Annotated in this window: 25 protein-coding genes, 2 tRNA genes and 1 pseudogene; 16 read left to right on the top strand and 12 right to left on the bottom strand. The window is 56.0% G+C overall.

Annotation, left to right across the window (positions count from 1 at the left end):
* Positions 1-145: 145 nt before the first annotated feature.
* The 5 genes from rplS to ffh form a co-directional block, all read right to left on the bottom strand.
* Positions 146-499: a 50S ribosomal protein L19 gene (gene rplS / locus KT71_RS07310; protein WP_040362975.1), complete on the bottom strand. Its 354-nt coding sequence runs from the start codon at positions 497-499 to the stop codon at positions 146-148.
* A 117-nt stretch (positions 500-616) separates the two neighbouring features.
* Positions 617-1366 carry a tRNA (guanosine(37)-N1)-methyltransferase TrmD gene (gene trmD, locus KT71_RS07305; RefSeq protein ID WP_008296080.1) on the bottom strand — a complete coding sequence of 250 codons (750 nt, stop codon included), beginning with the start codon at positions 1364-1366 and terminating at the stop codon, positions 617-619.
* Positions 1366-1905 carry a ribosome maturation factor RimM gene (gene rimM / locus KT71_RS07300; RefSeq protein ID WP_008296081.1) on the bottom strand — a complete coding sequence of 180 codons (540 nt, stop codon included), beginning with the start codon at positions 1903-1905 and terminating at the stop codon, positions 1366-1368. Before rimM ends, trmD begins: the two co-directional genes overlap by 1 nt.
* A 13-nt stretch (positions 1906-1918) precedes the next feature.
* Positions 1919-2176: a 30S ribosomal protein S16 gene (rpsP, locus tag KT71_RS07295; RefSeq protein WP_008296082.1), complete on the bottom strand. Its 258-nt coding sequence runs from the start codon at positions 2174-2176 to the stop codon at positions 1919-1921.
* A gap of 224 nt (positions 2177-2400) precedes the next feature.
* Positions 2401-3774, bottom strand: coding sequence for a signal recognition particle protein (ffh, locus tag KT71_RS07290; RefSeq protein ID WP_008296083.1), 1374 nt, complete (start codon positions 3772-3774; stop codon positions 2401-2403).
* Between the two features lie 124 nt (positions 3775-3898).
* Between ffh and KT71_RS07285 the strand changes: the two genes are divergently transcribed.
* Both KT71_RS07285 and KT71_RS07280 read left to right on the top strand, forming a co-directional pair.
* Positions 3899-4702 (top strand): cytochrome C assembly family protein, encoded by an 804-nt coding sequence (locus KT71_RS07285; protein WP_008296084.1) that lies wholly within the window; start codon positions 3899-3901, stop codon positions 4700-4702.
* Position 4703: 1 nt separating this feature from the next.
* The gene (locus KT71_RS07280) at positions 4704-5960 is read left to right on the top strand and encodes an HlyC/CorC family transporter (protein ID WP_008296085.1); all 1257 of its coding nucleotides are present in this window, start codon (positions 4704-4706) and stop codon (positions 5958-5960) included.
* Positions 5961-5981: 21 nt separating this feature from the next.
* Here KT71_RS07280 and KT71_RS07275 read toward each other — a convergent pair whose 3' ends face one another.
* The 5 genes from KT71_RS07275 to KT71_RS07255 form a co-directional block, all read right to left on the bottom strand.
* A complete protein-coding gene (locus KT71_RS07275; protein WP_008296086.1) occupies positions 5982-6206 on the bottom strand; it encodes a DUF1289 domain-containing protein in 225 nt (74 codons plus the stop codon).
* Complete coding sequence (locus tag KT71_RS07270; RefSeq protein WP_008296087.1) at positions 6199-6729, bottom strand: gamma carbonic anhydrase family protein; 531 nt, start codon at positions 6727-6729, stop codon at positions 6199-6201. The genes KT71_RS07275 and KT71_RS07270 overlap by 8 nt, the downstream gene beginning before the upstream one ends.
* Positions 6730-6834: 105 nt before the next feature.
* Positions 6835-7935, bottom strand: coding sequence for a tRNA guanosine(34) transglycosylase Tgt (tgt, locus tag KT71_RS07265; protein ID WP_008296088.1), 1101 nt, complete (start codon positions 7933-7935; stop codon positions 6835-6837).
* Positions 7932-8990: a tRNA preQ1(34) S-adenosylmethionine ribosyltransferase-isomerase QueA gene (gene queA, locus KT71_RS07260; RefSeq protein ID WP_008296089.1), complete on the bottom strand. Its 1059-nt coding sequence runs from the start codon at positions 8988-8990 to the stop codon at positions 7932-7934. Before queA ends, tgt begins: the two co-directional genes overlap by 4 nt.
* A 67-nt stretch (positions 8991-9057) precedes the next feature.
* On the bottom strand, positions 9058-9345 hold the full coding sequence (locus KT71_RS07255) for a hypothetical protein (protein WP_008296090.1): 288 nt from the start codon (positions 9343-9345) through the stop codon (positions 9058-9060).
* 245 nt (positions 9346-9590) lie between these two features.
* Here KT71_RS07255 and KT71_RS07250 point away from each other — a divergent pair.
* The 13 genes and pseudogenes from KT71_RS07250 to KT71_RS07185 all read left to right on the top strand — a co-directional run bounded on the left by KT71_RS07250 (position 9591) and on the right by KT71_RS07185 (position 20198).
* A tRNA-Leu gene (locus KT71_RS07250) sits at positions 9591-9674 on the top strand.
* 79 nt (positions 9675-9753) lie between these two features.
* Positions 9754-9924: pseudogene (locus KT71_RS21335) on the top strand (DUF6538 domain-containing protein); the annotation flags it as partial.
* Between the two features lie 300 nt (positions 9925-10224).
* A complete protein-coding gene (locus tag KT71_RS07245) occupies positions 10225-11505 on the top strand; it encodes a site-specific integrase (RefSeq protein ID WP_152025191.1) in 1281 nt (426 codons plus the stop codon).
* Entirely contained in the window at positions 11506-12492 is a 987-nt protein-coding gene (locus KT71_RS07240; protein WP_008296092.1) for a hypothetical protein, read from the top strand.
* A 249-nt stretch (positions 12493-12741) separates the two neighbouring features.
* Entirely contained in the window at positions 12742-13230 is a 489-nt protein-coding gene (locus KT71_RS07235) for a hypothetical protein (protein WP_023659413.1), read from the top strand.
* Positions 13231-13624: 394 nt separating this feature from the next.
* Positions 13625-14185: a tyrosine-type recombinase/integrase gene (locus KT71_RS07230; RefSeq protein ID WP_008296094.1), complete on the top strand. Its 561-nt coding sequence runs from the start codon at positions 13625-13627 to the stop codon at positions 14183-14185.
* Positions 14186-14280: 95 nt separating this feature from the next.
* Positions 14281-14493, top strand: coding sequence for a hypothetical protein (locus KT71_RS07225; RefSeq protein ID WP_152025190.1), 213 nt, complete (start codon positions 14281-14283; stop codon positions 14491-14493).
* Positions 14494-15159: 666 nt separating this feature from the next.
* Positions 15160-15381: a hypothetical protein gene (locus tag KT71_RS07215; RefSeq protein WP_008296097.1), complete on the top strand. Its 222-nt coding sequence runs from the start codon at positions 15160-15162 to the stop codon at positions 15379-15381.
* 884 nt (positions 15382-16265) lie between these two features.
* Positions 16266-17237: a DEAD/DEAH box helicase family protein gene (locus KT71_RS07210; protein WP_008296098.1), complete on the top strand. Its 972-nt coding sequence runs from the start codon at positions 16266-16268 to the stop codon at positions 17235-17237.
* A protein-coding gene (locus KT71_RS07200; RefSeq protein ID WP_169729146.1) for an IS3-like element ISGpr2 family transposase occupies positions 17179-18326 on the top strand; the annotation gives its coding sequence in 2 pieces (ribosomal slippage) (positions 17179-17416 and positions 17416-18326; 1149 coding nt in all). Before KT71_RS07210 ends, KT71_RS07200 begins: the two co-directional genes overlap by 59 nt.
* Positions 18327-18439: 113 nt before the next feature.
* The gene (locus KT71_RS07195; protein ID WP_008296100.1) at positions 18440-19444 is read left to right on the top strand and encodes a hypothetical protein; all 1005 of its coding nucleotides are present in this window, start codon (positions 18440-18442) and stop codon (positions 19442-19444) included.
* Positions 19445-19679: 235 nt separating this feature from the next.
* Positions 19680-19997 carry a hypothetical protein gene (locus KT71_RS07190; RefSeq protein ID WP_023659410.1) on the top strand — a complete coding sequence of 106 codons (318 nt, stop codon included), beginning with the start codon at positions 19680-19682 and terminating at the stop codon, positions 19995-19997.
* Positions 19998-20111: 114 nt separating this feature from the next.
* Positions 20112-20198: transfer RNA gene (locus KT71_RS07185), tRNA-Leu, on the top strand.
* A 96-nt stretch (positions 20199-20294) separates the two neighbouring features.
* On the opposite strand, the gene KT71_RS07180 is transcribed toward KT71_RS07185, so the two are convergent.
* Positions 20295-21485, bottom strand: coding sequence for an ISL3 family transposase (locus tag KT71_RS07180; RefSeq protein WP_023659409.1), 1191 nt, complete (start codon positions 21483-21485; stop codon positions 20295-20297).
* Positions 21486-21622: 137 nt separating this feature from the next.
* Positions 21623-22597, bottom strand: a complete 975-nt coding sequence (gene ppk2, locus KT71_RS07175; RefSeq protein WP_023659408.1) for a polyphosphate kinase 2 — start codon at positions 22595-22597, stop codon at positions 21623-21625.
* 120 nt (positions 22598-22717) lie between these two features.
* Here ppk2 and KT71_RS07170 point away from each other — a divergent pair, with 120 nt between their 5' ends.
* Positions 22718-23662: an ROK family protein gene (locus KT71_RS07170; protein ID WP_023659407.1), complete on the top strand. Its 945-nt coding sequence runs from the start codon at positions 22718-22720 to the stop codon at positions 23660-23662.
* Positions 23663-23702: the final 40 nt, after the last annotated feature.

Below are 23702 nucleotides of genomic sequence, written 5' to 3'. Positions count from 1 at the left end.
GAGCGCCGGGCACAAAAAAGCGGCCGGTCCCGGAGGACGACCGCTTTCGGGTCTTGCTGTTTTTGTTGCTGCTGTTGGAGCTATTGTTGCTGCTGTTGTTGGTTTTGCTGCCGTTATCGGAAGGTCGCTGAGGCGACCCCCGGCATCAACCCAGCTTTTCTTTGATACGCGCGGAACGACCGGAACGCTCACGGAGGTAGTAGAGCTTCGCCTGACGAACATCACCGCGACGCTTCACCTCGATGGACTCCAGAAGACGCGAATAAGTCTGGAAAGTACGTTCGACGCCCACACCGTGAGAAATCTTGCGCACGGTGAAAGCTGAATTCAGACCGCGGTTACGCTTGCCCAGCACAACTCCTTCAAAAGCCTGAAGACGCTCGCGGCTGCCTTCTTTTACCTTGACCTGAACAACAACGGTATCGCCGGGGGCGAAATCCGGCAGTTCTTTGTTCATCTGCTCAGCGTCAAGCTGAGAAATTATTGCGTTAGTGCTCATTTTCTTGCTCCCAAACTCCCTGCGATTGCCCACGGGACAATCCTGTAAAAAAAATTCTCTGCTTTGACCGCCGCTCAAGCGACGGATCAAAGGCTTGTGCCTGCCCCGCAGCGCGGCCTACACCGCATCCTGCTGGTATTCCGCGAGGAGCTTCTGCTCTTCGGCGGTTAACTGTCGCTTCTGTTCCAGCGCGTCCAGAAGATCCGGACGCCTTTCCCAGGTTCTTCCCAGGGCCTGCTTCAGGCGCCAGCGCCGAATCGCCGCGTGGTCTCCGCTTAACAATACGTCGGGAACATCCTGCCCTTCGTACTGCTCTGGCCGCGTAAAATGCGGACAGTCCAACAAACCCTGCGCAAAGGAATCCTCAGCTGCCGAATCCTCGTGTCCCAACACGCCCGGTAGGAGACGCGCCACCGCATCAATCACTACCAGCGCAGCTAATTCTCCGCCGCTCAACACATAATCACCGATGGAAAGCTCTTCATCCACCGCCGATCGAATCAGACGCTCATCGACACCTTCATAGCGCCCGGCGAGCAATACCATTCCCGGCAGCTCCGCCAACTCCTTTGCCCGCCCATGGTCAAACCTTTGACCCTGGGGGGATAAATAAATCACCGTGGCCCCGTCACCTGCGAACTCACGTCCCGCTTCCAGCGCGGCTGCCAGGGGCTCGGGCCTCATGACCATGCCCGGACCGCCGCCGTAGGGGCGGTCATCAACGCTGCGATGCCGATCGAGGGTGTAATCCCGCGGGTTGATTGCGGTCAAGCTCAGACGCTCGTCTCGCACCGCCCTGCCCGTTACACCCAAGTCTCTCACCAGGCCCAGCATCTCGGGAAACAGGCTGACCATCGCAACCCGCATCAATCCTCCGGGTGCCAATTGACGGTCATCGTTCCCGCTTCCGTATCCACCGCCAGCACAACGCTGTCGGGAAGATACGGGATGAGACGCTCTCGCTCATCGATGCTGCCCTCGCTGGAGCGCAACACCAGTACGTCGTTGGCACCCGTCTCCAGGAGGTGGTCGACCTCACCGAGCAGCAATCTTTGCTCCCCGTGCTCACACCACACCTGCAAACCCTGTAGCTGGTGCCAGTAATACTCGTCGGATGCCAAAACCGGCAGTTCCGACTGGGGCACCCAGATTTCGGTGCCCCGGAGCAGCTCGGCGTCCGTGCGGTTATCTACCCCGACGACCCTTGCTACCCATCCCTTGCCCTGGCTGCGGCCATCGACAAGCTCTATTGTTTCCAGTTGCCCCCGCCGCAAAACCTGATGATGGCGGAAGGCAAAAAAATTATCGGGTGGGTCGGTGAAAACCTGCACCTTGACCCATCCCTTGATGCCGTAGGCGCCGGTAATCTTACCGGCCAGAAGCATCTGATTCTCGGGCGTATTCATGCCCGAGAGGCCGTTACGCCGCTTCGCTGCTCGTCTCAGCGACACTGAGCAGCTTGGCTACACGGGCAGACAGCTGTGCACCCTGACCCTGCCAGTACTCGATACGCTCGCGATCGACGCGCAGACGCTCTTCCTGTCCACGGGCCACGGGGTTAAAAAAGCCCACGCGCTCGATAAAACGGCCATCGCGCGAACGGCGGCTGTCCGTGACGGTTAAATGGTAGAAAGGTCGCTTCTTGGCGCCACTACGTGAAAGTCGAATTGTTACCATTGCCTTGTCAACTCACTCCTGCGACAAGCTGTAAGCCCCGCCAATACTGGCGTCTGGCCACAGACTATCGCCTAATAATCAATAAAATCGGGTAACCGGCCAGCACCAGGCTTTCCGGACCCCTGCGAAAGGTGGCGCATCATACAGAAAAGCGAAGGCGTAGGAAAGCCCTTCGGACCCTGATTTTTTCAATAACTGCGGGAGCTTAGGGGGCCCCAGGGGGCCTATCGCATGGGCGGGAAACCACCGCCACCGGGGGGCATCATTCCGCCCATACCACGCATCATTTTCTCCATGCCCCCTCCCTTCATTTTCTTCATCATTTTAGCCATCTGTTTATGCTGCTTGAGAAGACGGTTGAGGTCCTGAACCTGGGTACCGGAACCCCGGGTGATACGACGCTTCCGGGTCCCCTGAATGAGCTCAGGGTTCCGACGCTCCCGAGGCGTCATGGAGTTGATCATGGCTTCCATGCGGGCGAAGGACTTGTTGTCAATCTGCGACTGCGCGGCCTGGGCCATACCTGCCATGCCGGGCATTTTGTCCAGCATGCTCGCCATGCCGCCCATGTTGTTCATTTGCTGGAGCTGATCGCGAAGATCCTCCAGATCAAACTTCTTCCCTTTCTTGACCTTGCGCGCCAGTTTTTCGGCCTTCACCCGGTCAACTTTCTGCTCTACTTCCTCAATGAGGGAGAGCACGTCGCCCATACCGAGAATGCGGGAAGCGAGGCGATCGGGGTGAAAGGGATCCAGGGCTTCGGTTTTTTCACCGACGCCCAGGAACTTGATGGGCTTACCGGTGATCTGGCGTACGGACAATGCGGCACCGCCACGGCTATCCGCGTCCACCTTGGTCAACACCACCCCCGTGAGAGGCAGGGCCTCGCCAAAGGCTTTTGCGGTGTTCGCAGCGTCCTGACCCGTCATGGCATCGACCACAAACAGGGTTTCCACGGGCGTCACGGCTTTTTCCAGGGCCGCGATTTCCGCCATCATGTCCGCATCCACCGCCAGACGCCCGGCGGTATCCACAATCAGAACATCGCTGAATTGAATCCGCGCGTGTTCCCGCGCCGCCAGCGCGATATCCACGGGCTTTTGGTCCACGGATGAGGGGAAGAAATCAACGCCTACTTCTGCCGCGAGGGTTTCCAGTTGCTTGATGGCCGCCGGGCGGTACACGTCGGCACTAACCACCGTGACCTTCTTCTTATCCCGCTCCTTCAGGAGTCTGGCCAGCTTGGCAGCGGAGGTCGTTTTACCGGCACCCTGCAAACCGGCAAGCAAGATCACTGCCGGTGGTTGCGTCGACAGATCCAGCCCCTCGTTTGCCGCCCCCATGACCGACTCAAGTTCGGCCTGGACGATCTTCAAAAAGGCCTGACCGGGGCTGAGGCTGCTCATCACCTCCTGTCCCAGGGCACGCTCCTTCACGGAGTTCACAAACTGCGTGACCACCGGCAGCGCAACATCGGCCTCCAGCAGCGCCATGCGCACTTCCCGCAAGGTGCCCTGAATATTGTCTTCGCTGAGGCGCGCCTTACCCGTGACGCTGCGAAGGCTTTGGGTTAATCGCTCGGAGAGATTTTGAAACATGGAGTCAACGGTCCTCTTGGGGAGCGCGCTCTGGACATTCGAGCCGGCGCGCTATTGATTACGCAGTAACAAGTCGGTACAAGGGTGCGCAAGTATACGCGCCGCGGAGCCGGCCCCCAAACCCATGTCCATAGCTTTTCTCGCCTTCATCGCCGCCTTGCTTTATCTCGCCGCTGCGGGCCTCCAGTTAGTGAGCGCTCTGCAGCACAACGGCAACATCAGTCGCAGCCTGATCGTCATTGCGGTCTTTGCCCTGGGCTGCCATGCCTTCCTCACCTGGCACAATATTTTTGATCACGACGGCATGGATTTTGGTTTTTTCCGGATCTTTTCATTGATCTTTCTGGGTATTAACGCCGCCTGCCTCCTGGCCCTGACCAAACGTCCCCTCCAGAACCTCCTGATCATTCTTTTTCCCCTTTCGGCCGTCGCAGTGCTGATTTCCACCCTGGGCCCGGACACGGGCGCCCTGGAGCATCGCGTGCCCCTGGGCGTGGCCGCACACATTGGCAGCTCCGTTGTGGCTTATTCCATTCTCACCCTTGCGGCCATCCAGGCGGCGCTTCTGGCCGCACAGGATGCGCAGCTCAAACGCCGCCAGATGGGGGGATTGCTCAGCGTACTCCCTCCCCTGCAATTGATGGAGAGCATGCTCTTTGAACTTATCTGGGTCGGCTTTATCGCGCTTACCCTATCCATTGGTACCGGTGTGGTGTTCATGCAGGATATTTTTGCGCAACATCTGGTGCACAAGACAGTCCTGAGCATCGCCGCCTGGATACTTTTTGCGGTACTTCTCTGGGGCCGCTACTGGCTGGGATGGCGGAGCCAGACCGCGGTGCGCCTCACGGTGACGGGGTCGACAGTTTTAATGCTGGCTTTCCTCGGATCCAAACTCGTCCTCGAGCTGGTGCTGGAGAGAGGCTGAATTGAACGACGCTCCCCTGGGCCTTCTGTTTGCTGTTCTGGCCGCCCTGATTCTCATGTCCGGATTTTTCTCGAGTTCCGAGACCGGCATGATGTCCCTGAACCGCTATCGCCTGAAACATCTGCGCAAGCAGCACCATAAGGGCGCCATGCGGGCAAGCAAGCTGCTGGAGCGACCCGACCGGCTCATTGGTCTGATCCTCATCGGCAACAACCTGGTGAATATCGCCGCCTCGGCAATTGCCACAGTGATTGCGATTCGTCTCTACGGTGATGCCGGCATTGTGATTGCGACTATTCTGCTGACGCTGGTCATTCTGATATTTGCCGAGGTCACGCCTAAAACCATAGCGGCGCTGTATCCGGAAAAGATCGCTTTTCCTGCCAGCGTTGTGTTACTGCCGCTCATGCGGCTGCTCATACCCCTGGTCGCCATCGTTAACTGGGTGACCAACGGATTGCTACGCCTCCTGGGCATCAACACCAACGAGGCGGGAGAAGAGCGGGTTTCCCGGGAGGAACTGAGAACCATCGTGTCTGATCCCGACGCCATGATTCCCCAGCGACACCGGGGCATGTTGGTCAACATCCTCGATCTCGAAGGCGTCACCGTCGATGACATCATGGTGCCCCGGAACGAGTTCTACGGCATCGATCTTGATGAGAGCGATGAATGCATTCTCGAGACCATCCACCGCAGCAGTCACACGCTCCTGCCGGTCTGGCGCGAGGACAGCAACAACATTGAGGGTGTGCTGCACTTACGGAATGTCAGCCGCGTAGTGGATCGCGATGGACTATCGCGCAGCGGCTTGATAGCTGCCCTCGACAAGCCCTATTTCATTCCCGAAAGCACCCCCCTGCACACGCAGCTGCGCAACTTCCAGCAAAAGAAGTTCCGCCTGGCGCTGGTCGTTGACGAGTACGGTGATGTTATCGGCCTGGTCGCCGTCGCAGATATTCTTGAAGAGATCGTCGGAGAATTTACCTCCAACCTCAGCGACAGCTCCGACGAAATTTATCCCCAGCGTGATGGCAGCTACGTCTTTGATGGCGGCGCCAGCGTCCGGGACATTAACAAGGCACTCAAATGGGAATTGCCAACAGATGGTCCCAAAACCCTGTCAGGCCTGGTACTGGAGTACCTTGAGTCCTTTCCCGATGGCAACGCGGGACTGCGTATCAGCAATTACTGTTTCGAAATCCTCGAACTCGAGGGGAACGTGGTGAGAGCTGTTAAAGGCCGCCCCTCGGAATAGCTGCTTCAAGGGGCCGATACCCTACAGCAGTTTGATGGGATTATCGGCCTCGCGTCGTGCCTTTGCCAGCGCCAGCATCTCACGCTTTTTCATCGCACTGGCCATAAACCAATCGGTGATCTCCTCGGCACTGCGATAGCAACCCATGCAGATGTCGTTCTCATCCAGGGCACAGATGGACACGCAGGGTGACGCCGGCTCCTCAGCGCCTGAGAGCCCTGTCGCATGCTCGTCACGCTCACTCATCCCCAAGGGCCTCCAGTTCTTCCTGAAAACGCACAGCGTTAGCCGAGTAATGCTCGGCATTAAGAGACAACATTGCCTGCTGTTCAGCGCTGAGGGTTTTCTTGATGACGCCCGGGGCCCCCAGAACCATGGATCCGTCGGGCACTTCCATGCCTTCGGTGACCAGTGCGTTGGCACCGATGAGACAGTTCTTGCCAATTCTGGCACCGTTAAGCACCACGGCATTAATGCCCACCAGAGAGCCGTCGCCGATAGTGCAGCCGTGGATCATGGCATTGTGGCCTACGGTGACGTTCTTGCCGATGACCGCTGGGAATCCCGGGTCTGCGTGGATGACCGTGCCGTCCTGAATATTACTGCCGGCACCCACCTCGATGGCCTCCACATCGCCACGAAGGACGCAGGAAAACCAGACACTGCTGTTGCTTCTCAGTGTCACCTGACCGATAACCGCCGCGTTGGGTGCCACGAAGTGGCCTTCCCCCTCCAGGGTCGGACTGAGATCTCCAAGTTTGTACAGCATGCTATATCCTTCTATGTCGGCTGTGTCTGCGATGTTTGCCAGGCCGGCTTACCGCAACCGTAATCACGGCCCTACCCCCACTAACCGGTAGGCATTCAATGGGAGTCACCCCATACTCTGGGACCGATAATAGTCCTCGGCGAAGGCATCCAAACGCTTCTCTTCAATAGCGTCGCGTATGCCACGCATGTGGTCCTGATAGTAATGGAGATTGTGCAAGGTGTTGAGCTGGGAGCCGAGAATCTCGTTACATTTGTCCAAATGATGGAGATAGGCTCGGCTGAAGTTGGCGCAGGTATAGCAGCCGCAGTTCTCGTCCAGGGGCGCCGTGCTGTGACGGTGCCGGGCGTTACGTATCTTGATCGTGCCCGACGATGTAAACAGATGACCGTTGCGGGCATTGCGCGTGGGCATCACGCAATCAAACATATCAATGCCCCGTCGAACTCCTTCCAAAAGATCTGCCGGCGTGCCCACGCCCATGAGATACCGCGGATACTCCTCGGGCATCAGGGGCTGCAGGGTTTCAAGCACCGAGAGCATCTCATCTTTGGGCTCTCCCACGGAGAGGCCACCAATGGCATAACCGTCAAAGCCGATCTCCACCAGCCCCTCTAAAGATCGCGCCCGCAAGTCGCCATACATACCGCCCTGGACGATGCCAAAGAGTGCCGCCTTGCTGTCACCGTGAGCCGCGCGACTGCGCTTCGCCCAGCGCAGGGATAGCTCCATGGATGTTTCGGCCTCTTCGCGAGTCGCCGGATAGGGCGTGCACTCGTCAAAGATCATCACAATATCGCTGCCCAGGGCCCGCTGGATCTCCATGGATTTTTCTGGATCAAGGAACACCTTGTCACCATCCACGGGAGAGCGAAAAGACACCCCCTCCTCGCTGATTTTGCGCATCTCACCAAGGCTGAATACCTGGAATCCACCGGAGTCCGTGAGAATAGGCCCCTGCCACTGCATAAAATCGTGGAGGTCGCCATGGGCGCTGATGACATCCGTGCCCGGGCGAAGCCAAAGGTGGAAGGTATTGCCCAGAATGATTTGGGCGCCCAGGGCTTCCACATCCCGGGGAAGCATGCCTTTTACCGTGCCGTAGGTTCCCACGGGCATAAAGGCCGGCGTCTCCACAACGCCGCGATCGAAATGCAGGCGGGAGCGCCGGGCAACGCCATCGCTGGAAATACGCTCAAACTTCATGCGTCGCGCACGCCCGTCTGGGGTGTAAGAAACATGGCATCACCGTAACTGAAAAAGCGGTAGCGCTCCTTTACCGCTTCGTTGTAAGCGGCAAGCATCAAGTCTTTACCGGAGAACGCGCTCACGAGCATGAGCAGCGTGGATTCCGGCAGGTGAAAATTCGTAACCATGGCATCCACGCAATGAAAGCGGTAACCCGGGTAGATAAACAGCTGCGTATCGCCGACGTAGGGCCCGAGCCGTCCCGACGCCGCGGCCGTCTCTAGGCTGCGCACCGCCGTCGTGCCCACGGCAACCACGCGGCCACCGCGCGCACGGGTGGCCTCAACCGCGTCGCAAACCGCCTGATCTACTTCCAGATACTCGGCGTGCATCTCGTGGTCGCGGATGTCATCGCTGCGCACGGGCTGAAAGGTGCCCGCCCCCACATGCAGGGTGACCTCCGCTCGACGAACACCCAGGGCATCAAGGCGTTTCAGAAGCGCCTCATCAAAGTGCAAACCCGCCGTGGGGGCGGCAACAGCACCATCACGCTGGGCATAGACCGTCTGGTAACGCTCCTTATCCTCGGCGGCATCGGCGCGATCAATGTAGGGCGGCAGAGGCATGTGACCAATGCGCGCCAACAAGGGGCCCAGGCTTTCAGCGCTGGTGATTTTAAACAACTCGCCTTCGCGTCCCTGCACCGTCAGCCGGACATCGGTCGCCGGACTATCAACGTCGGCGGCAAGCGCGATGCTCATGCCGGGCTTGGGCGTCTTGCTGGCTCGGATGTGGGCCAGGGCGCTGCAGTCGCCCGTCAGGCGTTCGATAAGAATCTCAACACGCCCACCGGTTTCCTTGACGCCAAAAAGACGCGCCGGCAGTACGCGGGTGTTATTAAACACGAGAAGATCACCGGCATTCAGTTGCTCGGGAAGATCGGTGAATACCTTGTGCTCAAAGGACTTTTGCATGCCATTCACGCACAGTAAACGACTCGCCGAGCGCTCCGCGAGGGGCGTCTGGGCAATCAGTTCCTGAGGGAGGTCATAGCTAAAATCAGAACGCTGCATGGCTGCGATGGAAACAGATACGCGGGAAACGCGGGAACGCCCCGCGCGATCTGCAGGGTATCGGAAATTATTCTTTGGCTTCCCCGTCCTCTTCGGGCGCGGCTTCTGCCTCGTCCGCAGGAGCCTCGTCTGCCGCGGCTTCTTCCTCGACAGGCGCTTCCTCGGCAGGCGCTTCTTCAGCGACGGCCTCGGCGGGGGCGGGTTCTGCAACCTTGATCAGGCCTTCTTCCAACAGAATCCGTACTTTGTCTTCGCCGTTTACCGGGCGCTTGGCGGCATCTTTGACGGCATAACGCTCATCACCACGCTGAAAGATGCTGTACTCGTCGGTTTTCTTTACCAATGTCATGGTCATACTTCTTTTCTCTCTGTCGTCGCGCGTTTGGGCGCGTGGGCGGATACTCAGTGGGTGCAGGCCCTAGGGGCCCTGCGCGACGGGAGTGTACAGAATCATCCCCCGAATCGACAGCCTGAAAAATCAGGATTTCGGGACTCCCTACGCCTTCTTTGGAAGAACTTCTGGACAATATCTGGCGACAGGGGAAAGGGCGCTGTTATAATCGCGCCCGCTCTGGCCACGGAGCAGCGTTTCACATCAGTGCCGAAGTGGTGAAATTGGTAGACACAGGGGATTCAAAATCCCCCGCCTTAACGGGTGTGCCGGTTCGAGTCCGGCCTTCGGTATGACCTTTTGATAAAGCCTTGAATACAAGCGCTTTTCTTTTGACGCAGCCTCATCGGTCCCTAATTGGGACAAACAGCTGTGACAAAACACGTCTTCCTCCGGCCCTCTGGCTACTACTTTCGCTACGCAATACCGAAGATTTACGCGCGCCTACTGAGTCAACGTGAGCTACGGTATCCTCTAGGAACACATCAGCGCTCGACTGCAAAACGTAGAGCACGAAACATCATATCCGCTGTAGAGCATCTGCTGTCTGCCGTTGAGCGAGGAGATTTGATTCTGTCATCTAGTGACATCAGAGCGCGCGTCCATGCTTACGTCATGGAACAAAGGGAAGCTATCGACGATGACTGGCGAACGCGTCGCACGGACGACGGCTGGTTTAGCAGACACAGTGACGAGCAAACGTTCAGTCCCCAGGAGGATGTCCTACATGATGAACTCAGACTGTTAGATGACGTGCTACGACACAACGCTTACACACGTCCTGAGTTCAAACGGTTTCGTAAGAAACTAGCGGCATTCGTCGGTGTTCCAGAGGAGCAAGCCGTGGCCGACTCGAACCTGGCGGAGGTTAGGCGGGAATGGACGCGAGCCACGCTTGAGCTTTACCGGTATCACCTTGGGCTGTATCGAGGCGAGCCAATGGCTGGTGAGTCAGACTATCTCGGCCAGAATCCGAATGAGCCGGCAAAGCCCACAGGCAAGGAGGAAGACATCCGAACACTGAGTGATTGGGTAGAACCCTTTATCGCCAATCAGATTGAGTCGTCCGAAGCAGGCAAGGATGCGCAAGACCGCTATCGGAAAGCAGTCAATAACTTTGAGGCCCTACTAGGCCCTGTCGCAGCTCCAGACATCACTGGTGAGCACGTCACAACTTTTATGCAGGATATGAAGCGGCTACCAGCGCAACGCAACAAGCGGAAAGCCTATAGAGGGCGGTCAGTGGAGGACCTACTAGCGTCAGAGATTCCAAAGAAGGACCTGTACTCCCCCACTACCATTAACGGGTTCCTACAAGCACTCAGCGGCCTTATGAAATGGCTAAGAGAGTCAAACGATGCGGTGCGAATCAACCCCTTTGATAGCAAGAAGGTAAAGCCCGCACCGAAGGAACGCGGGAGCTACTCAGATGCTGACCTAGAACGCATATTCACAAGTCCAGTGTGGACACCTCAGTCTTCGTACAATCTCAGTTACGGGAACGCGGCCTACTGGTGGCTACCTCTTCTAGCACTGTTCACTGGTGCGCGTCGATCTGAGCTAGTCCAAATGCCGCTGGAACGAGTGCGGGAGATAGAGGGTGTGCTGTGCCTCGATCTAGTGGGCGCTCAACAGGAAGGTTTGCAACTCAAGACCGCAGCAGCAGAACGCCGTATCCCTGTGCATCCTGAGTTAATACGGCTGGGCTTTGAGGACTACGTAGAAGCATTGCGCGCTGACGGAGCAACAAGACTTCTCGAGGCGTTTCCGCTGGGAGCGAACGGCAGAGGCAGTAAAGCCAGTGATTGGTACTCACGATATAGAGACAGAAACTTTCCTGACTTCGCGGAGCAGTTCAAAGACTTTCATTCCTACCGGACAACCCACGGCACTCAGGCGAAGACCTGTGGAATCAGTCCGATGCTTATGAAGCAGTGGTTCGGACATACCGATGCGGGGAAGGAGGACGTGCTGGAAAGAAACTACAACACAGGTCAGCCGATACGAATGCTTTACGATGAACTCTCGAAGCTCAGCTGGGAGGTCAAGGCTTTGCAGGATTTACCGCAGGGATGGCGAGAGCTGCCGATTAAGCAGCGGCGCGAGCAGAGCACGGGAGGCTAAATGTACAAGCTGCGTATTCCGTTTAAGCTGGCTATGGGTCAGAAGCTCAATATCGAGAACGAGCAGGGAGAGTACGTGGCCTTTGGGGACCTTCAGGCGCATGTCGAGTTCACCGGTCACTTCTGGGTTCTGACATTACGAGGCTTTGAGTCTGACGCGGACGCCGAAGGTTTCTTTGATTGGATCAGAGTTGGCTTTGACTGGTGGTTGCTCGAGCGCGGGATGGCAGCAACATACCCATTGGAGATAGACCCGATTCATCGTCCAGAAGATCCGGAAGCTGCCGGAGAGAACCTTGGCAGAGCCTTTGGTGTTCCAGAAGAGGACAGAGGCAGAGTGGATGGCGTGGTTTCCGGGAACAGGCCAGCCGTTTTTCCTGTGGACGAGCACATTAAGGTTTTCACGGCTGGTCCCGCCACGGTCACCATGGGTAACACTTCAACCCAGTTTCTCGAACACATCCGGGACGCCCTGCTACGAGGTGGCGCCGACGCCAGAGCTTCCGAGTCACTTCGGACGGCACTTGATCTATATGCAGGCTTCTTTAGCGAGTCCAGCAGCAATGCCAAGTTCCTTTCGCTCATGATGGTGTTGGAAGTGTTGGCTGGGGATAGACTGAGAAATGCCGATGAGATGGAAGCGCGCGCTACAGCAGCTGATGTGGTAGAGACCTTAATCAAAGGAGAAGAATCGGCTATTGACGACTGTCTCCAGCATGCTGCCAATGGCCTGAGGGGTTCGAGGATGTCTCACACGCAGGCGATACAATCCATGGTCTCCGAGATACTAGCAAGCGCGGGTAGGCCTGAAGACGAGGTGAAGGCTGCAGTCCGAGAAGCCAAAGAGCTTTATCGTCTTCGCGGCAATCTGGTTCACAACGGAATCCTAGATCCTCGTCACCGCGAACGCCTTATCGACCGCTCGAGGGAACTCGTAAGTGTCCTTCTGCACTGCTGCTTTGAGCGAGAAGTGATTGGCGGCCAATAACGCTCGAGTGAACGGTTCGGTGCAGTAATGCCTACGCCAGATCTTAATGGCGTTTCACCATGCCGGCACTCAGCGCGAGAATCTGTGTGGCTTCGCTGGCGGCTCTTTCGAGCCGTTTGTAGCAACCGGTATCATGGGTGTCTGATAGGAGTTAGAGGGCGTCTAATGCGGCCCAGAGGTCTTCGATGAGGACTGTTGCGGACTCGGCTGTCATAGTGCGCCTATATCTACGCTCCGATGAGGAAGACAATGAAAGAGAACCAAGTGTTCGGTTATGTGGACAAACATCTCGACGACGCCTATGACATCGAGACGATTCTCATAAAGGGCCATCTAATTATTGAGCAGGCTCTCAACGAGTGGCTGGGGCTCTACATCAACAATGAAAAACGATTGAGGGGGTTAGGCCTTACTTTCTCTCGAAAGATAGACCTGGCAGTAGCACTGCATCGAAACCCACCTAAGCGAATGGACTCGTTAGTGCAGCAGTTGAGGGAGATCAATCGGCTTCGAAATAAGCTGGCACATAAACTTGATTTCGATGTCCACAAGGACGAACTAGTTACATGGTGCAAATCCGTGTCTGAGATCGAGTACGGTATGAATAAAGAGGCGACGCTCAAGAGGAATGTAATCGTAGCGTTCTCCGCGCTCACCGCTTTTCTGGTCGGATTGATTGCCACCCTTCGGCAAAACCTGTTTATCGAGACGCGCGAAGCATCTAGCAGACCACGATAGAACGCCAAGCACTGGGTCTCACAACTGCAAGGAACACCCTCAGAATCTTGAGAGAAAAAATACTCGGACGCCCACTGATTGCTCACCCCTACGCGCATGTATAAGGGGGTGGGGGTGTCCCCTGTGAGCTGAAACGCCCCATGGTCCGGCTGTGTTCGGAAGTCTTCGACTGTATGTCGACGGGTGTACCTACAGGATTCGGGTGGCGTCAGTGAGAGGTCCAGAGGTGTCCAGCTAACCGCCTGGTGCCCTTTATCGCCCAGGTCTGACAGAACCCTCTAACCTACACATTTACATTGTGATGCATAGCAGCACCATATATTTGTTGACTTCTTTGCGTTAGTGTCTATTCTAAGCTACTTAATATATATCCTGTAACAATGAGTAGCAAAGAATGATTGAGGTTGAAGCGGTCAAGACGAAGGCCGAGATAGCTACTGTGGAGCACCTCCTCCGGAAGCATAAAGGTGATGTCTACGGTGACATCTGGCGCATAGGCGTCAATCTAGCGCTGAGGATTTCCGATTTACTGGCGATTGAGTACGGAGCATTGGATACAGAGCGGCGGGAGCTACGACTGGTAGAGGGCAAGACAGGTAAGGCTCGGACCCTGCGGTTAAACGACACCGTTCTCAAGCTGGTAGAGCGCAGGCGGCAAGAGCACCCAACAGACCGTTACCTGTTTCAGACACATGCGAATCGCTCAAAGGCCATGCAGAAGCCTATCGGACGCGTAACAGTAGCCAAGGCATTCAAAGAGATTGGCGACATCCTCAGAGTCCGGCTGGGTACTCACAGCATGCGCAAGTCTCGCGGCTGGGCTATGTATAGTGACGGTGTGCCGGTGGAGATGGTGAGTAAGGTTCTAAACCACAGTAGTCCGGCAGTGACCATGACGTATCTTGGGATTACCAAGGCTGAGGTTATGCAGACGTATGAGGACTACGAGCTATGACACGGCTTCAGCAGATACTCCTGGGGACGATAGCTGTACTGATGGTAGTGTGGTGGGTGACTCAGCCTCCTACAAGCCCTCCCGAGCGTAACGTGATGGCTGAGACTCCTCTCTCCTGGGCAACGTCACCTGCCGACCTAAATATCGAGACACCAGAAGAGCCGGAATGGGTATCCAAGATCGATACCAACAAGCCCGAATGCAAAGAACTTGCGGAAGAGATGTTGCGGCTACAAGCTAAGGGAGAGTTAGGCGACATCGTCTATCTCGGGGATTGCACTAGGATGCCGCTGAATGATACGCCGTAACACCGATATCCAAAGCAGAGAGAGACCGAATCGAAGAGCAAGGCGCGGCGCGGCAAAAGTCTTACTTACTGTGCCTATCCTTCTTGCGATATCACAGAATGCGGCAGCGGCTTCATGCTCGATACCTCAGAATAACCCACTGCTGGAGGCTCGAGTGCTGTATGCGCGGTCCAGCTTAGTGGTTCACGCGGAAGCCGTAGCTGTGCAGAAAGGCAAGAAGGTCTCACCTGACTTCGATCCGGATAGCGTCACGGACCCTATGGGATTGTGCGAGGGAAGAGAGAATCGATTCAGAGTCATCGAAGCTCTGAAGGGTAGTTCAGCAGCTGAGGTGGTTACTCGACGCGCTGATAAGAGAGTGACTTGTTTCATAGGCTACACGCTCAACGATGAATACCTTCTCTTTCTGAATGGACCTGATGAGAAAGGTCGATACATCAATGGCCTTTGCAACGGTTCACGCGGGATCGGAGGCATCTCCGACGAGCAGATGAGCCTAATGCGACAGATGCGACTAGAAGCAACGGAGTAGGTTAGTTACCCACACTGGAGGCATCGATGACTCGAGTGAGCTAAGGGGAGTAAGCAGATACCGCCGGTGGCATGCGACCCCATCGGATACCGGCGGATTACAGTAGGTCGCGTAAGGCGTCAGAAGGAGACCTAATGATGCAGACAGCAATAAGCACGGTAGACGATGTACGACAGATGGCTGAGGCCATGAGCAGAGATGAGTTGATAGCAGCGATGGTGAGAGCCGCTGAAGACTCAGACGCAGCAGAGACGTTGATTGATGAGCTTAAGGAAGGCATCGCAATGTTTGACACGGTAGTGAGTCGCCATCCTGCTGCGCTTGAAGACTACCAGCAAGCGATGCTGCCAGTGTAACCGTCCGTCAGTAGCAACCAAGAGAGCACTCAGAAGCTCACAGATACCTTTCGAGTCCAGACGTTCGCGTTGGGTTCACCTTCGGTCCTTTTAGGACCACCGCCGGATACCTGGCGGATTCTTTGGCAAGTCATAACTGTCCACGAATATACGACTGTAGACACATACGTCGGAAAGTAGCTCTCAAGGGGCGGTCAGGGGAATTGTTTTAGCTAATGTAACCCTTTGTATTTATTATGTATTTTTGAGGAATACTATAAGTCGTGCGACCTTCAGGGTAAGCGGTTACTGATAACTCATTGATAGTATTAGATTTTTAAGACCCCAGAGAGATTTGCCTTACTTTTGTGCGTACAAGCGGTAGACCTGAGGTAGAGCAACGTCGAGCTTACCTTCGGACCTCCTATCGGGTGCGGCTGAAAGCTTGATTCGATAGACCACCGAAGCAGATTGGACGAATGCTGTTAGTCATCGTCAACCGTCAATGAAACTCACCGCCAGACTAACCTCAAATCGTTTGTAAGCAGCAGTTGTTCTTGAATCGGTCTACTTAATCGGCTTCCGCCGACGACGGACTACAGCAAGTCTTACGGAAGAGAGACACAAGTTATTGATTTATATAATAATTATTGGCTATAACCTCGGATAACATGATGCCTACAGCTACCTGAAGATAAGGACATCTGACAAAAAGTCGGCTCAATAGAGAAAGAAATTGAAGTAACCGTTGAAAGTCCTGTGGCTTCAGCCAATTGCTGCATCACGTTGTCCCTGAATGTCACCACCCAAAGAAGTCTGCAGTTTTGCAAGAGATATAGGTCTCTTAGCTTTCTTGCAGTTTTCTTTCCTCCTCGAACACACCCGCTCACCCAAAAGGAATACCCATGGAATCAGTATCACTGAGAAATCGTCTCGACCTCGTTTTGCAGCAGCAGGCTAATCTGCGTGGTTCGACCAGCGCACCGACAGGATTCAATAAGCAAACCGCTGAGTACATCTTCTCGTCCTGCAGTGACCGAGTAACCGCTGCAAGAGCTGACGACAGCAGTAAACCAGTGACGATAATCACAGCAGAAACGGGCACAGGTAAGAGCACTTACAGCTGGGCCTTCATCGTAGCTATGCTGAGGAACGACCCATCGTTCACTGCAGCTATGTGTCTACCGACGATTAAATTACTTAGCGAGGTCGTCAATGAAGTCCAACAGATACTGAAGCCGGACGAGCAGCACTGGCTTCGCTACTGGACGTCTGCACACTGTCCGAATGCTCCAGAGTCGCGACGAGCTGACCGTCCGTATGTGGAAGGACAAGAGCGCCACGACCGGGAGTCTCTCAAGTCAGCCAGGTTCATATTGGCCACGCACGACCTTTGGAAGCAGGAACAGGAGAGCGACGCTGACAATGGTGTGACCTATACGGCTGACGGTCGGCTGAGGGACCTGCTGATACTTGATGAGAGTCCCGCGTTATCTACGGCCGTCGAGATTGGTCGTAAGGACATAGTGTCGCTAATGGAGGCTTGCTTGGGAGCCGACGGATGGGAGCATGAAGTAGAAATTCTCAAGCGGTTGGAGAGTCGCATGCAAGCCGTTTCGGACGGCGGGCAAATGAACCTTGAAGCACCAGTAGAGCGCCTGATATCGATACCGAACGCCGAGCTGTTCCATGAAAGAAGGCTTCGCCAACTGGTCAAGGAGTCGAGGACTTCTGGGGTCAGCGACAAGCTGCCTGTGAATCGCCACCAGTTTGCTAGACACCTTTCAGCCATAGAAAATGGCTATCAGAGAGGTGTTTATGAGCAACAAGCGTTACCCCGAAGAATTCAAGAGAGAAGCTGTTCGCCAGATTACTGATCGCGGCTACAGCGTGGCGGACGTGGCCAGTCGGCTGGGCGTGACGACGCACAGTCTGTATGCCTGGGTGAAGAAGTACGGGCCGGCTGCTGAGCAACATCGAGTGGAGGCTGATGATCAGGCCGAGATTCGTCGGCTACAAAAAGAGCTTAAGCGTGTCACGGAGGAGCGTGACATTCTAAAAAAAGCCGCGGCGTACTTCGCGAGCCAATCCGAGTGAAGTACGCTTTTATTCAATCCCATCGCCACCAGTTGCCGGTGCGGCATCTGTGTTCTTTGCTTAACGTTCACCCCAGCGGTTTCTATGCGTGGCGTCGACAGCCGCAATCGACTCGCCGTTGTGAGGACAAGCGGCTCTCTGGCCTGATCAAGCAGTTCTGGCTCGAGTCCGGTGCTGTGTATGGCTATCGGAAGATCCATCGTGATTTGCATGAAATAGGCGAGTGTTGCGGCCCCAACCGTGTCCACCGTCTCATGAAAGACGCTGGAATCAGGGCGCAGGTTGGATATCGCAAGCCACGGCATAAGGCTGGAAAAGCGCATGATGTGACGCCTAATGTCCTGCAGAGACAGTTTAATCCGGCTGCGCCGAACGAGCGATGGGCGACCGACATCACCCATATTCGGACCCACGAAGGCTGGTTGTACCTGGCCGTGGTCATCGACTTATTCTCGCGCCGGGTGATTGGCTGGTCGATGCAATCACGGATCACGAGCGATCTGGTTCTAGATGCCTTGTTGATGTCGGTGTGGCGTCGCAAGCCGGTGAGCAAGGTACTTGTTCATTCGGACCAGGGCAGTCAATACACAAGCTATGACTGGAGCGCGTTTCTACGCGCAAACGGCCTTGAGGGCAGTATGAGCAGACGCGGCAACTGCCATGACAACGCAGTCGCTGAAAGCTTCTTCCAGCTTCTGAAACGCGAGCGCGTGAAGCGCAAGATATATCCGACCCGGCAGGATGCCCGGGCCGATATCTTTGACTATATCGAGATGTTCTACAACGTCAGACGCCGGCATGGCTCGAACAGCCTGCTGTCACCTGTAGACTACGAACAGCATCACGAAAAACAACTGGAAAGTGTCTAGAGAACTGGTGGCGATTCACTGAGTTCCAGCGGACAGCGCTGTTCTTAAAAGCGGCATCAATCGACTATGCATTCTACTCGCGCTGGTCCGGCAATGTGTTCGTAGGATATGCATTGAACTACCGGCCGACGCCGAACTTGTTGATACTAGACGCCACTGGGGACATCCAGCGGTGCTTCCGTCTCCTTAGGTCTCGACCGGAGTTCCCACGGCCACCGGCGGTGAACTACGAGAACTTGAAGTCTGTTCACCTGGTTGTCCCGAAGAGCTTGCAGGGCATCCGATGGAACAAGTCCAACATAACGGAGGCAAAGGCGTATGAGGAGTTCATGCGAAAAGCTGTTCTTGATGGCACGGGGCCGGGTGACAGGGTTCTCGTGGTCTATCCTCTAACCATGGCGACTACTCACCAGGTCATACCGAAGCCAGCCGAGAGTACCGAGGAGGATGGCAGCTTCGACTGGGAAAAACGAAGAGTCTACTTCGCTCACTGGGGACCGGGCGCTGGCAGTAACCAGTGGAAGGGATGCAAGCACGTCTTCTTGTTTAGCGAGTTCCTGAAGCCCAAGCGCGTAATCATCGCCAAAGCGAGTGCGTACTCCGAGACTCGAGCCAGCGACGCCAAGTTGGAGGGCATGCACGGGCGTGGGATGACTGGCGACGCGTTGACGGTCCAGCAAGGGGAGCTTCTCATGTACGGAAAGCAGATGGCATGCCGTGGCAATGTCCGAAACATCGATAAGAATGGAGTCTGTGGCGAGATGACGATTCACGCGACGATGGAGTACGGGCCGATGCTGGCTCACTGGGGTGAGCTGTTTCGGGGAGCGCCGTTACCTGTTCGTAAGAGCTACGATGACACTGAGAGTGATACGTTCAAGGGACGTATTCAGCGGTATCTGGCAGCCCCTGATAGCCCTCAGCAGGCTAGCTCAACGGAGGTTGCAATAGCCGTTGGATGCAAAGCGGACCAACTTAGACGAGCTATGGCAACAAAGGCAGTTAGCCCGTATCTCGGTGCGTATGGCTGGCAACTGTTGAGAGCACGGGAAATAGGTCTCGCGGGCAACAAGCTCTACTTGGTGCGTGATACCGCTGAGGAGCGTAAAGCGGCTTAAAATGCCTAGAATTGGGCGGAGGCATCACCGAAGGAGCGGTGACTGCCTCTGTCTTTTTCAAACACGGCCGACACAGCATCGCCCTCCGCGACCAAGTATCAGCTTGAGTTTAGCCCTTATATTGATGACCTTTCGGACTATGCAAATCACGGCACTTTTACGAGTGCAAGCAGGATGCACTATCAACTGTGAGACTGTTCTGCCAGAGTTAGGAGTATTCAATGGGAGATTACTAATGAACGAAGCGGAAGCTCGATTAGTCTACGAAGAAGCACAGCGTGATGAGAGAGTCATGCACGAGTTTGAGTCACTACGCCCCTCGTACAACCCTGTTGTATCGGCAGTCAGCAACCTCGTGGCTATAGCCTTATTCATGTGGTTCATCATGGCTACAGAAACTGGACGCTCGATGGAGACCACCACTGTATCCTTAATGATGTTCATGTTGGTTGCCGGTAATCAGGCTGTAACTCAGGAATTGAACCGTCGGACAAACAAGAGGATTGATGCGCTTTACAGTCTGCTTAGGCGAGATGCATCGCAAGACTTGTAGCATGCGTCCTGTGACAAATTGTGACAAAATCGCCACTTACTCACCGACCGGTGAACTGCTTCAAACAGGTGTTATCGAAGATTCGGAAACAGCGAAAAGTATCTACCAGTAAGTGCCGAAGTGGTGAAATTGGTAGACACAGGGGATTCAAAATCCCCCGCCTTAACGGGTGTGCCGGTTCGAGTCCGGCCTTCGGTACCACACATCCGTTTCTTCTGTATCTAGAAGGGAAACGAGCATACGCTCCCCCAAAAATCCCCGGCTCTCCCCAATTAACGGGGGATGGACCGTTTCTCACTAAACACGATTGATGATGCCATCCCACCCGCAGTGGGTTAAGACCCTCAATCGATAGTTTTCAAAATTTCTAAATCCGTACGCTCTTCGCGTCATCATCTCCATCTTCGTGTGGAAGCCCTCCGTGGGCCCGTTGCTCTTACTGAATCGCCACATCATGACGATGGGCTCAAGCCAAGACTTCAGGGTTTTCGCCAGCCGTCTCAGCGGACTGTGGCGCAGCTGCTCGATCAACGCCAGCAGTTCAGGTAGCTTCTTTTGGGCCGTTTTCTTCCTCAGATTCTTGAGTAGCATCAGCTCGTTGAGGTGTTGCTTGGCGTCATAGAGTGCGGCGAGGCCGGGGTAGTCGCTCAGGTAGCGCCGCAGATTCTCTCGCTGCTCCGGCTTCAAGCGCCAGGCATGGCGCCGCATGAGACTTAGCAGGCCGCGGTTTCTGCGACCCTCGGGGTGCACGTCTTTCCAGGCGTTGAGGAAGTGCTGATTGACCAGGCGAATGACGTGGAATCGATCAGCGACGATCGTGGCGCCGGGAAAGTACTGGCGGGCGATGCTGCGATAGGTCTCGGACAGATCCATCACCACGAGCTTGACGTTGTCTTTGCCCGGCAAACGCCGCAGATAGCTGTCCAGGCTGGCCTGGGAGCGTCCCAGGCGCACATCGAAGACTTTGTGGCGCCGCAGGTCGACCAATGTGGTCGCGAAGCCGCGCTTGCGGGTGAAGAAGTGCTCATCAATCCCGAGGACCTTGGGGCAGGGGCGGTTCGACATCTCCGAGACGCGTCGCTCACAGTGGCCGTGGTACCAGCGTTCAGTAGTGGCTGCGCTGATGCCATGGGTGCGTGTGAGCTTGGCCTGGGTGACCCCGCCATCGTGGGTCTCGAAGACCTCGTGGCGAAACGCCTCGGAGGCTCGATAGCGCGGCCGTACGCCTTTGAATCGATGGCGGAAATAGCGACCGCAGCGCGGGCAGTGATACTTCGGTGCTCTGAGATGCAGAGTGATGAGCTGGTTGCCTTGGCGTGTATGCTTTAGGGTCCGCTGGTAGGTGGCTTTGATCCGCACTCTCGGGTGCTGGCAGTGAAGGCAGCAGGGCCGCTTCTTGGGTTTGGCGTAGACCGAGATCGCATCATTGCGATCGACGTGTTCGACCTCCAGCTCTGGAAGCCCTAGTATTAATCCTGCGTGGGACATCGGGTGTTCTCCATTAAACCGTTTCCGCAAATTCAGTTTAATGAGCCCCGGTGTCCCCCGTTAATGATGAAGAGCCCGAGGCTTTTTCTTGGCGCGGATAAAACCCGTGTAGTAAGGGGCGCCGCAGACCCGCCCGGCTACCACTCGCTGACCGAAGGCCCGAGGATATGCCGGGAACGTCCGATGACGTGCTGACTGTGCCCGACTAATAGAGGGTCTGGTCGACGCACCAGATGGGTGTCCTTCTCCGGGTAATCAAGGCTCGCCAGGAAGTGCTGCATACAGGCCAGACGAGCGCGCTTTTTATCCGAGGACTTGATCACTGTCCACGGCGCATCGGCGGTGTCCGTGTAAAAGAACATCGCTTCTTTCGCCTCCGTGTATTCGTCCCACTTATCGATGGATGCCTGGTCGATGGGCGATAGCTTCCACTGTTTGAGAGGGTCAGTCTTGCGACGGGCAAAACGTGCGTGCTGCTCGTCTTTGGTTACGGAAAACCAATACTTGAACAAACGCACACCACTGCGCACCAGCATGCGCTCAAGATCCGGCGTTTGGCGCATGAACTCCAGATACTCTTCGGGAGAGCAGAATTCCATCACGCGCTCGACGCCCGCGCGGTTGTACCAGGAGCGATCAAAAAGCACCATTTCGCCATCCGAGGGCAGATGTTTCATGTAGCGCTGAAAGTACCACTGGCCGCGCTCCTGATCCGTGGGCTTTTCCAGTGCGACCACCCGCGCACCCCGCGGATTGAGATGTTCCATGAAGCGCTTGATGGTCCCGCCCTTTCCCGCCGCATCGCGACCTTCAAATAAAATCACGATTTTCTGGCCGCTATCTCTCACCCACTGTTGGACCTTGAGGAGTTCGACTTGAAGCGCCTGCTTTTTTTCCTCGTACTCCCGCCGGGGCATTTTACTTTTATAAGGGTAATCACCGGAGATAAACAGCTCACGGATAGCCGCGGGATCATGTCGCATTTTTGCCAGCTGGCGGAGACGCTGGGCGCGATCACTAAGCTCCTCGGCACTGCCGGTGTCCTCTCCGATGCCGTTGACCTCATCGAATTCCATGGGACGTTCCAGAGCCTGCTTTCCCGAATCACTCATTTGCATTTATCCTCGTTGATTAGCCATTGGGGATATTGAGCCGGAGGCCGTTTTCCCCTGCAATGATCCCTGTCAATGAAACGGGCAAAAAGGTCAGATAAGTACCCCGAGGACGCTCCCATGGAAACAACAACATCACTCCTGGGTGTGGATCTCGGGGGCAGTAAAATCGAAGCCGCGATCATGGACGCCGCCGGCGTCGTGACCCATCGAGCACGCTGCCCCACCCCTAAAAACAGCTATGAGGACACCCTTGCAGCAATTCGCGAGCTCTGTGAGCAGCTGGAATCCGAAACAGGCCTACCCGACCGACGTCCCCTGGGTATCTGCACACCGGGCTCCCCCTCTCCCGAGACCGGTCTTATGCGCAACTGCAATAGCACCGCTTTGAACGGCCAGCGTTTGCTCGCGGACCTGGAGGACTGCTGCGCAAGACCCGTGCGTATCGCCAATGACGCTGACTGCCTGGCCCTGTCGGAGGCCAGCGATGGCTCGGGCGCAGAAGCCGATAGTGTCTTTGGCGTCATCGTGGGTACCGGCGTGGGGGGCGGCATCGTCATCCGGGGCAGCCTGCTTCAGGGCCCCAACGCCATCAGCGGAGAGTGGGGCCACAATCCTATGCCATTGGATCGCCTGGCGACGCTTCCACCCGCTCTCTCTCCGTCCCGACTTTGCTACTGCGGAAGACAAAACTGCATCGAGACCTGGCTGAGCGGCCCGGGGCTGGCGCTGAGCCACGAACAGCTCCACGGCGACGGCATCTCCGTCGGTGAGCTTTCCCTGGAACACCCCGACGACGCGCACCGCGCAAGCCTGTCACTCTACGCAGACATGCTGGCAACAGCCCTGGGGGGCGTGGTCAATCTCCTGGACCCCGAGCTTATTGTGATGGGCGGCGGTCTCTCCAATATCCCGTCCCTGTATCGGGAAGTCCCTGCGCTCCTTGCAAGGAAGCTGTTCTCCGACGTCTGTCGCACAAAGATCTACCCAGCCCAGCATGGCGACAGTAGTGGTGTTCGTGGCGCTGCCTGGCTGTGGCGTGACACCGTCAGCGCCTCTTCATAGGCGAACTGAGCACCGCGCACGTAGACAGCCCGCGCTGGCT

The organism is Congregibacter litoralis KT71, assembly GCF_000153125.2.
GTDB lineage: Bacteria > Pseudomonadota > Gammaproteobacteria > Pseudomonadales > Halieaceae > Congregibacter > Congregibacter litoralis.
Note: the sequence above shows the minus strand (reverse complement) of the source record. Positions and strands in the feature narration are given on the sequence as shown.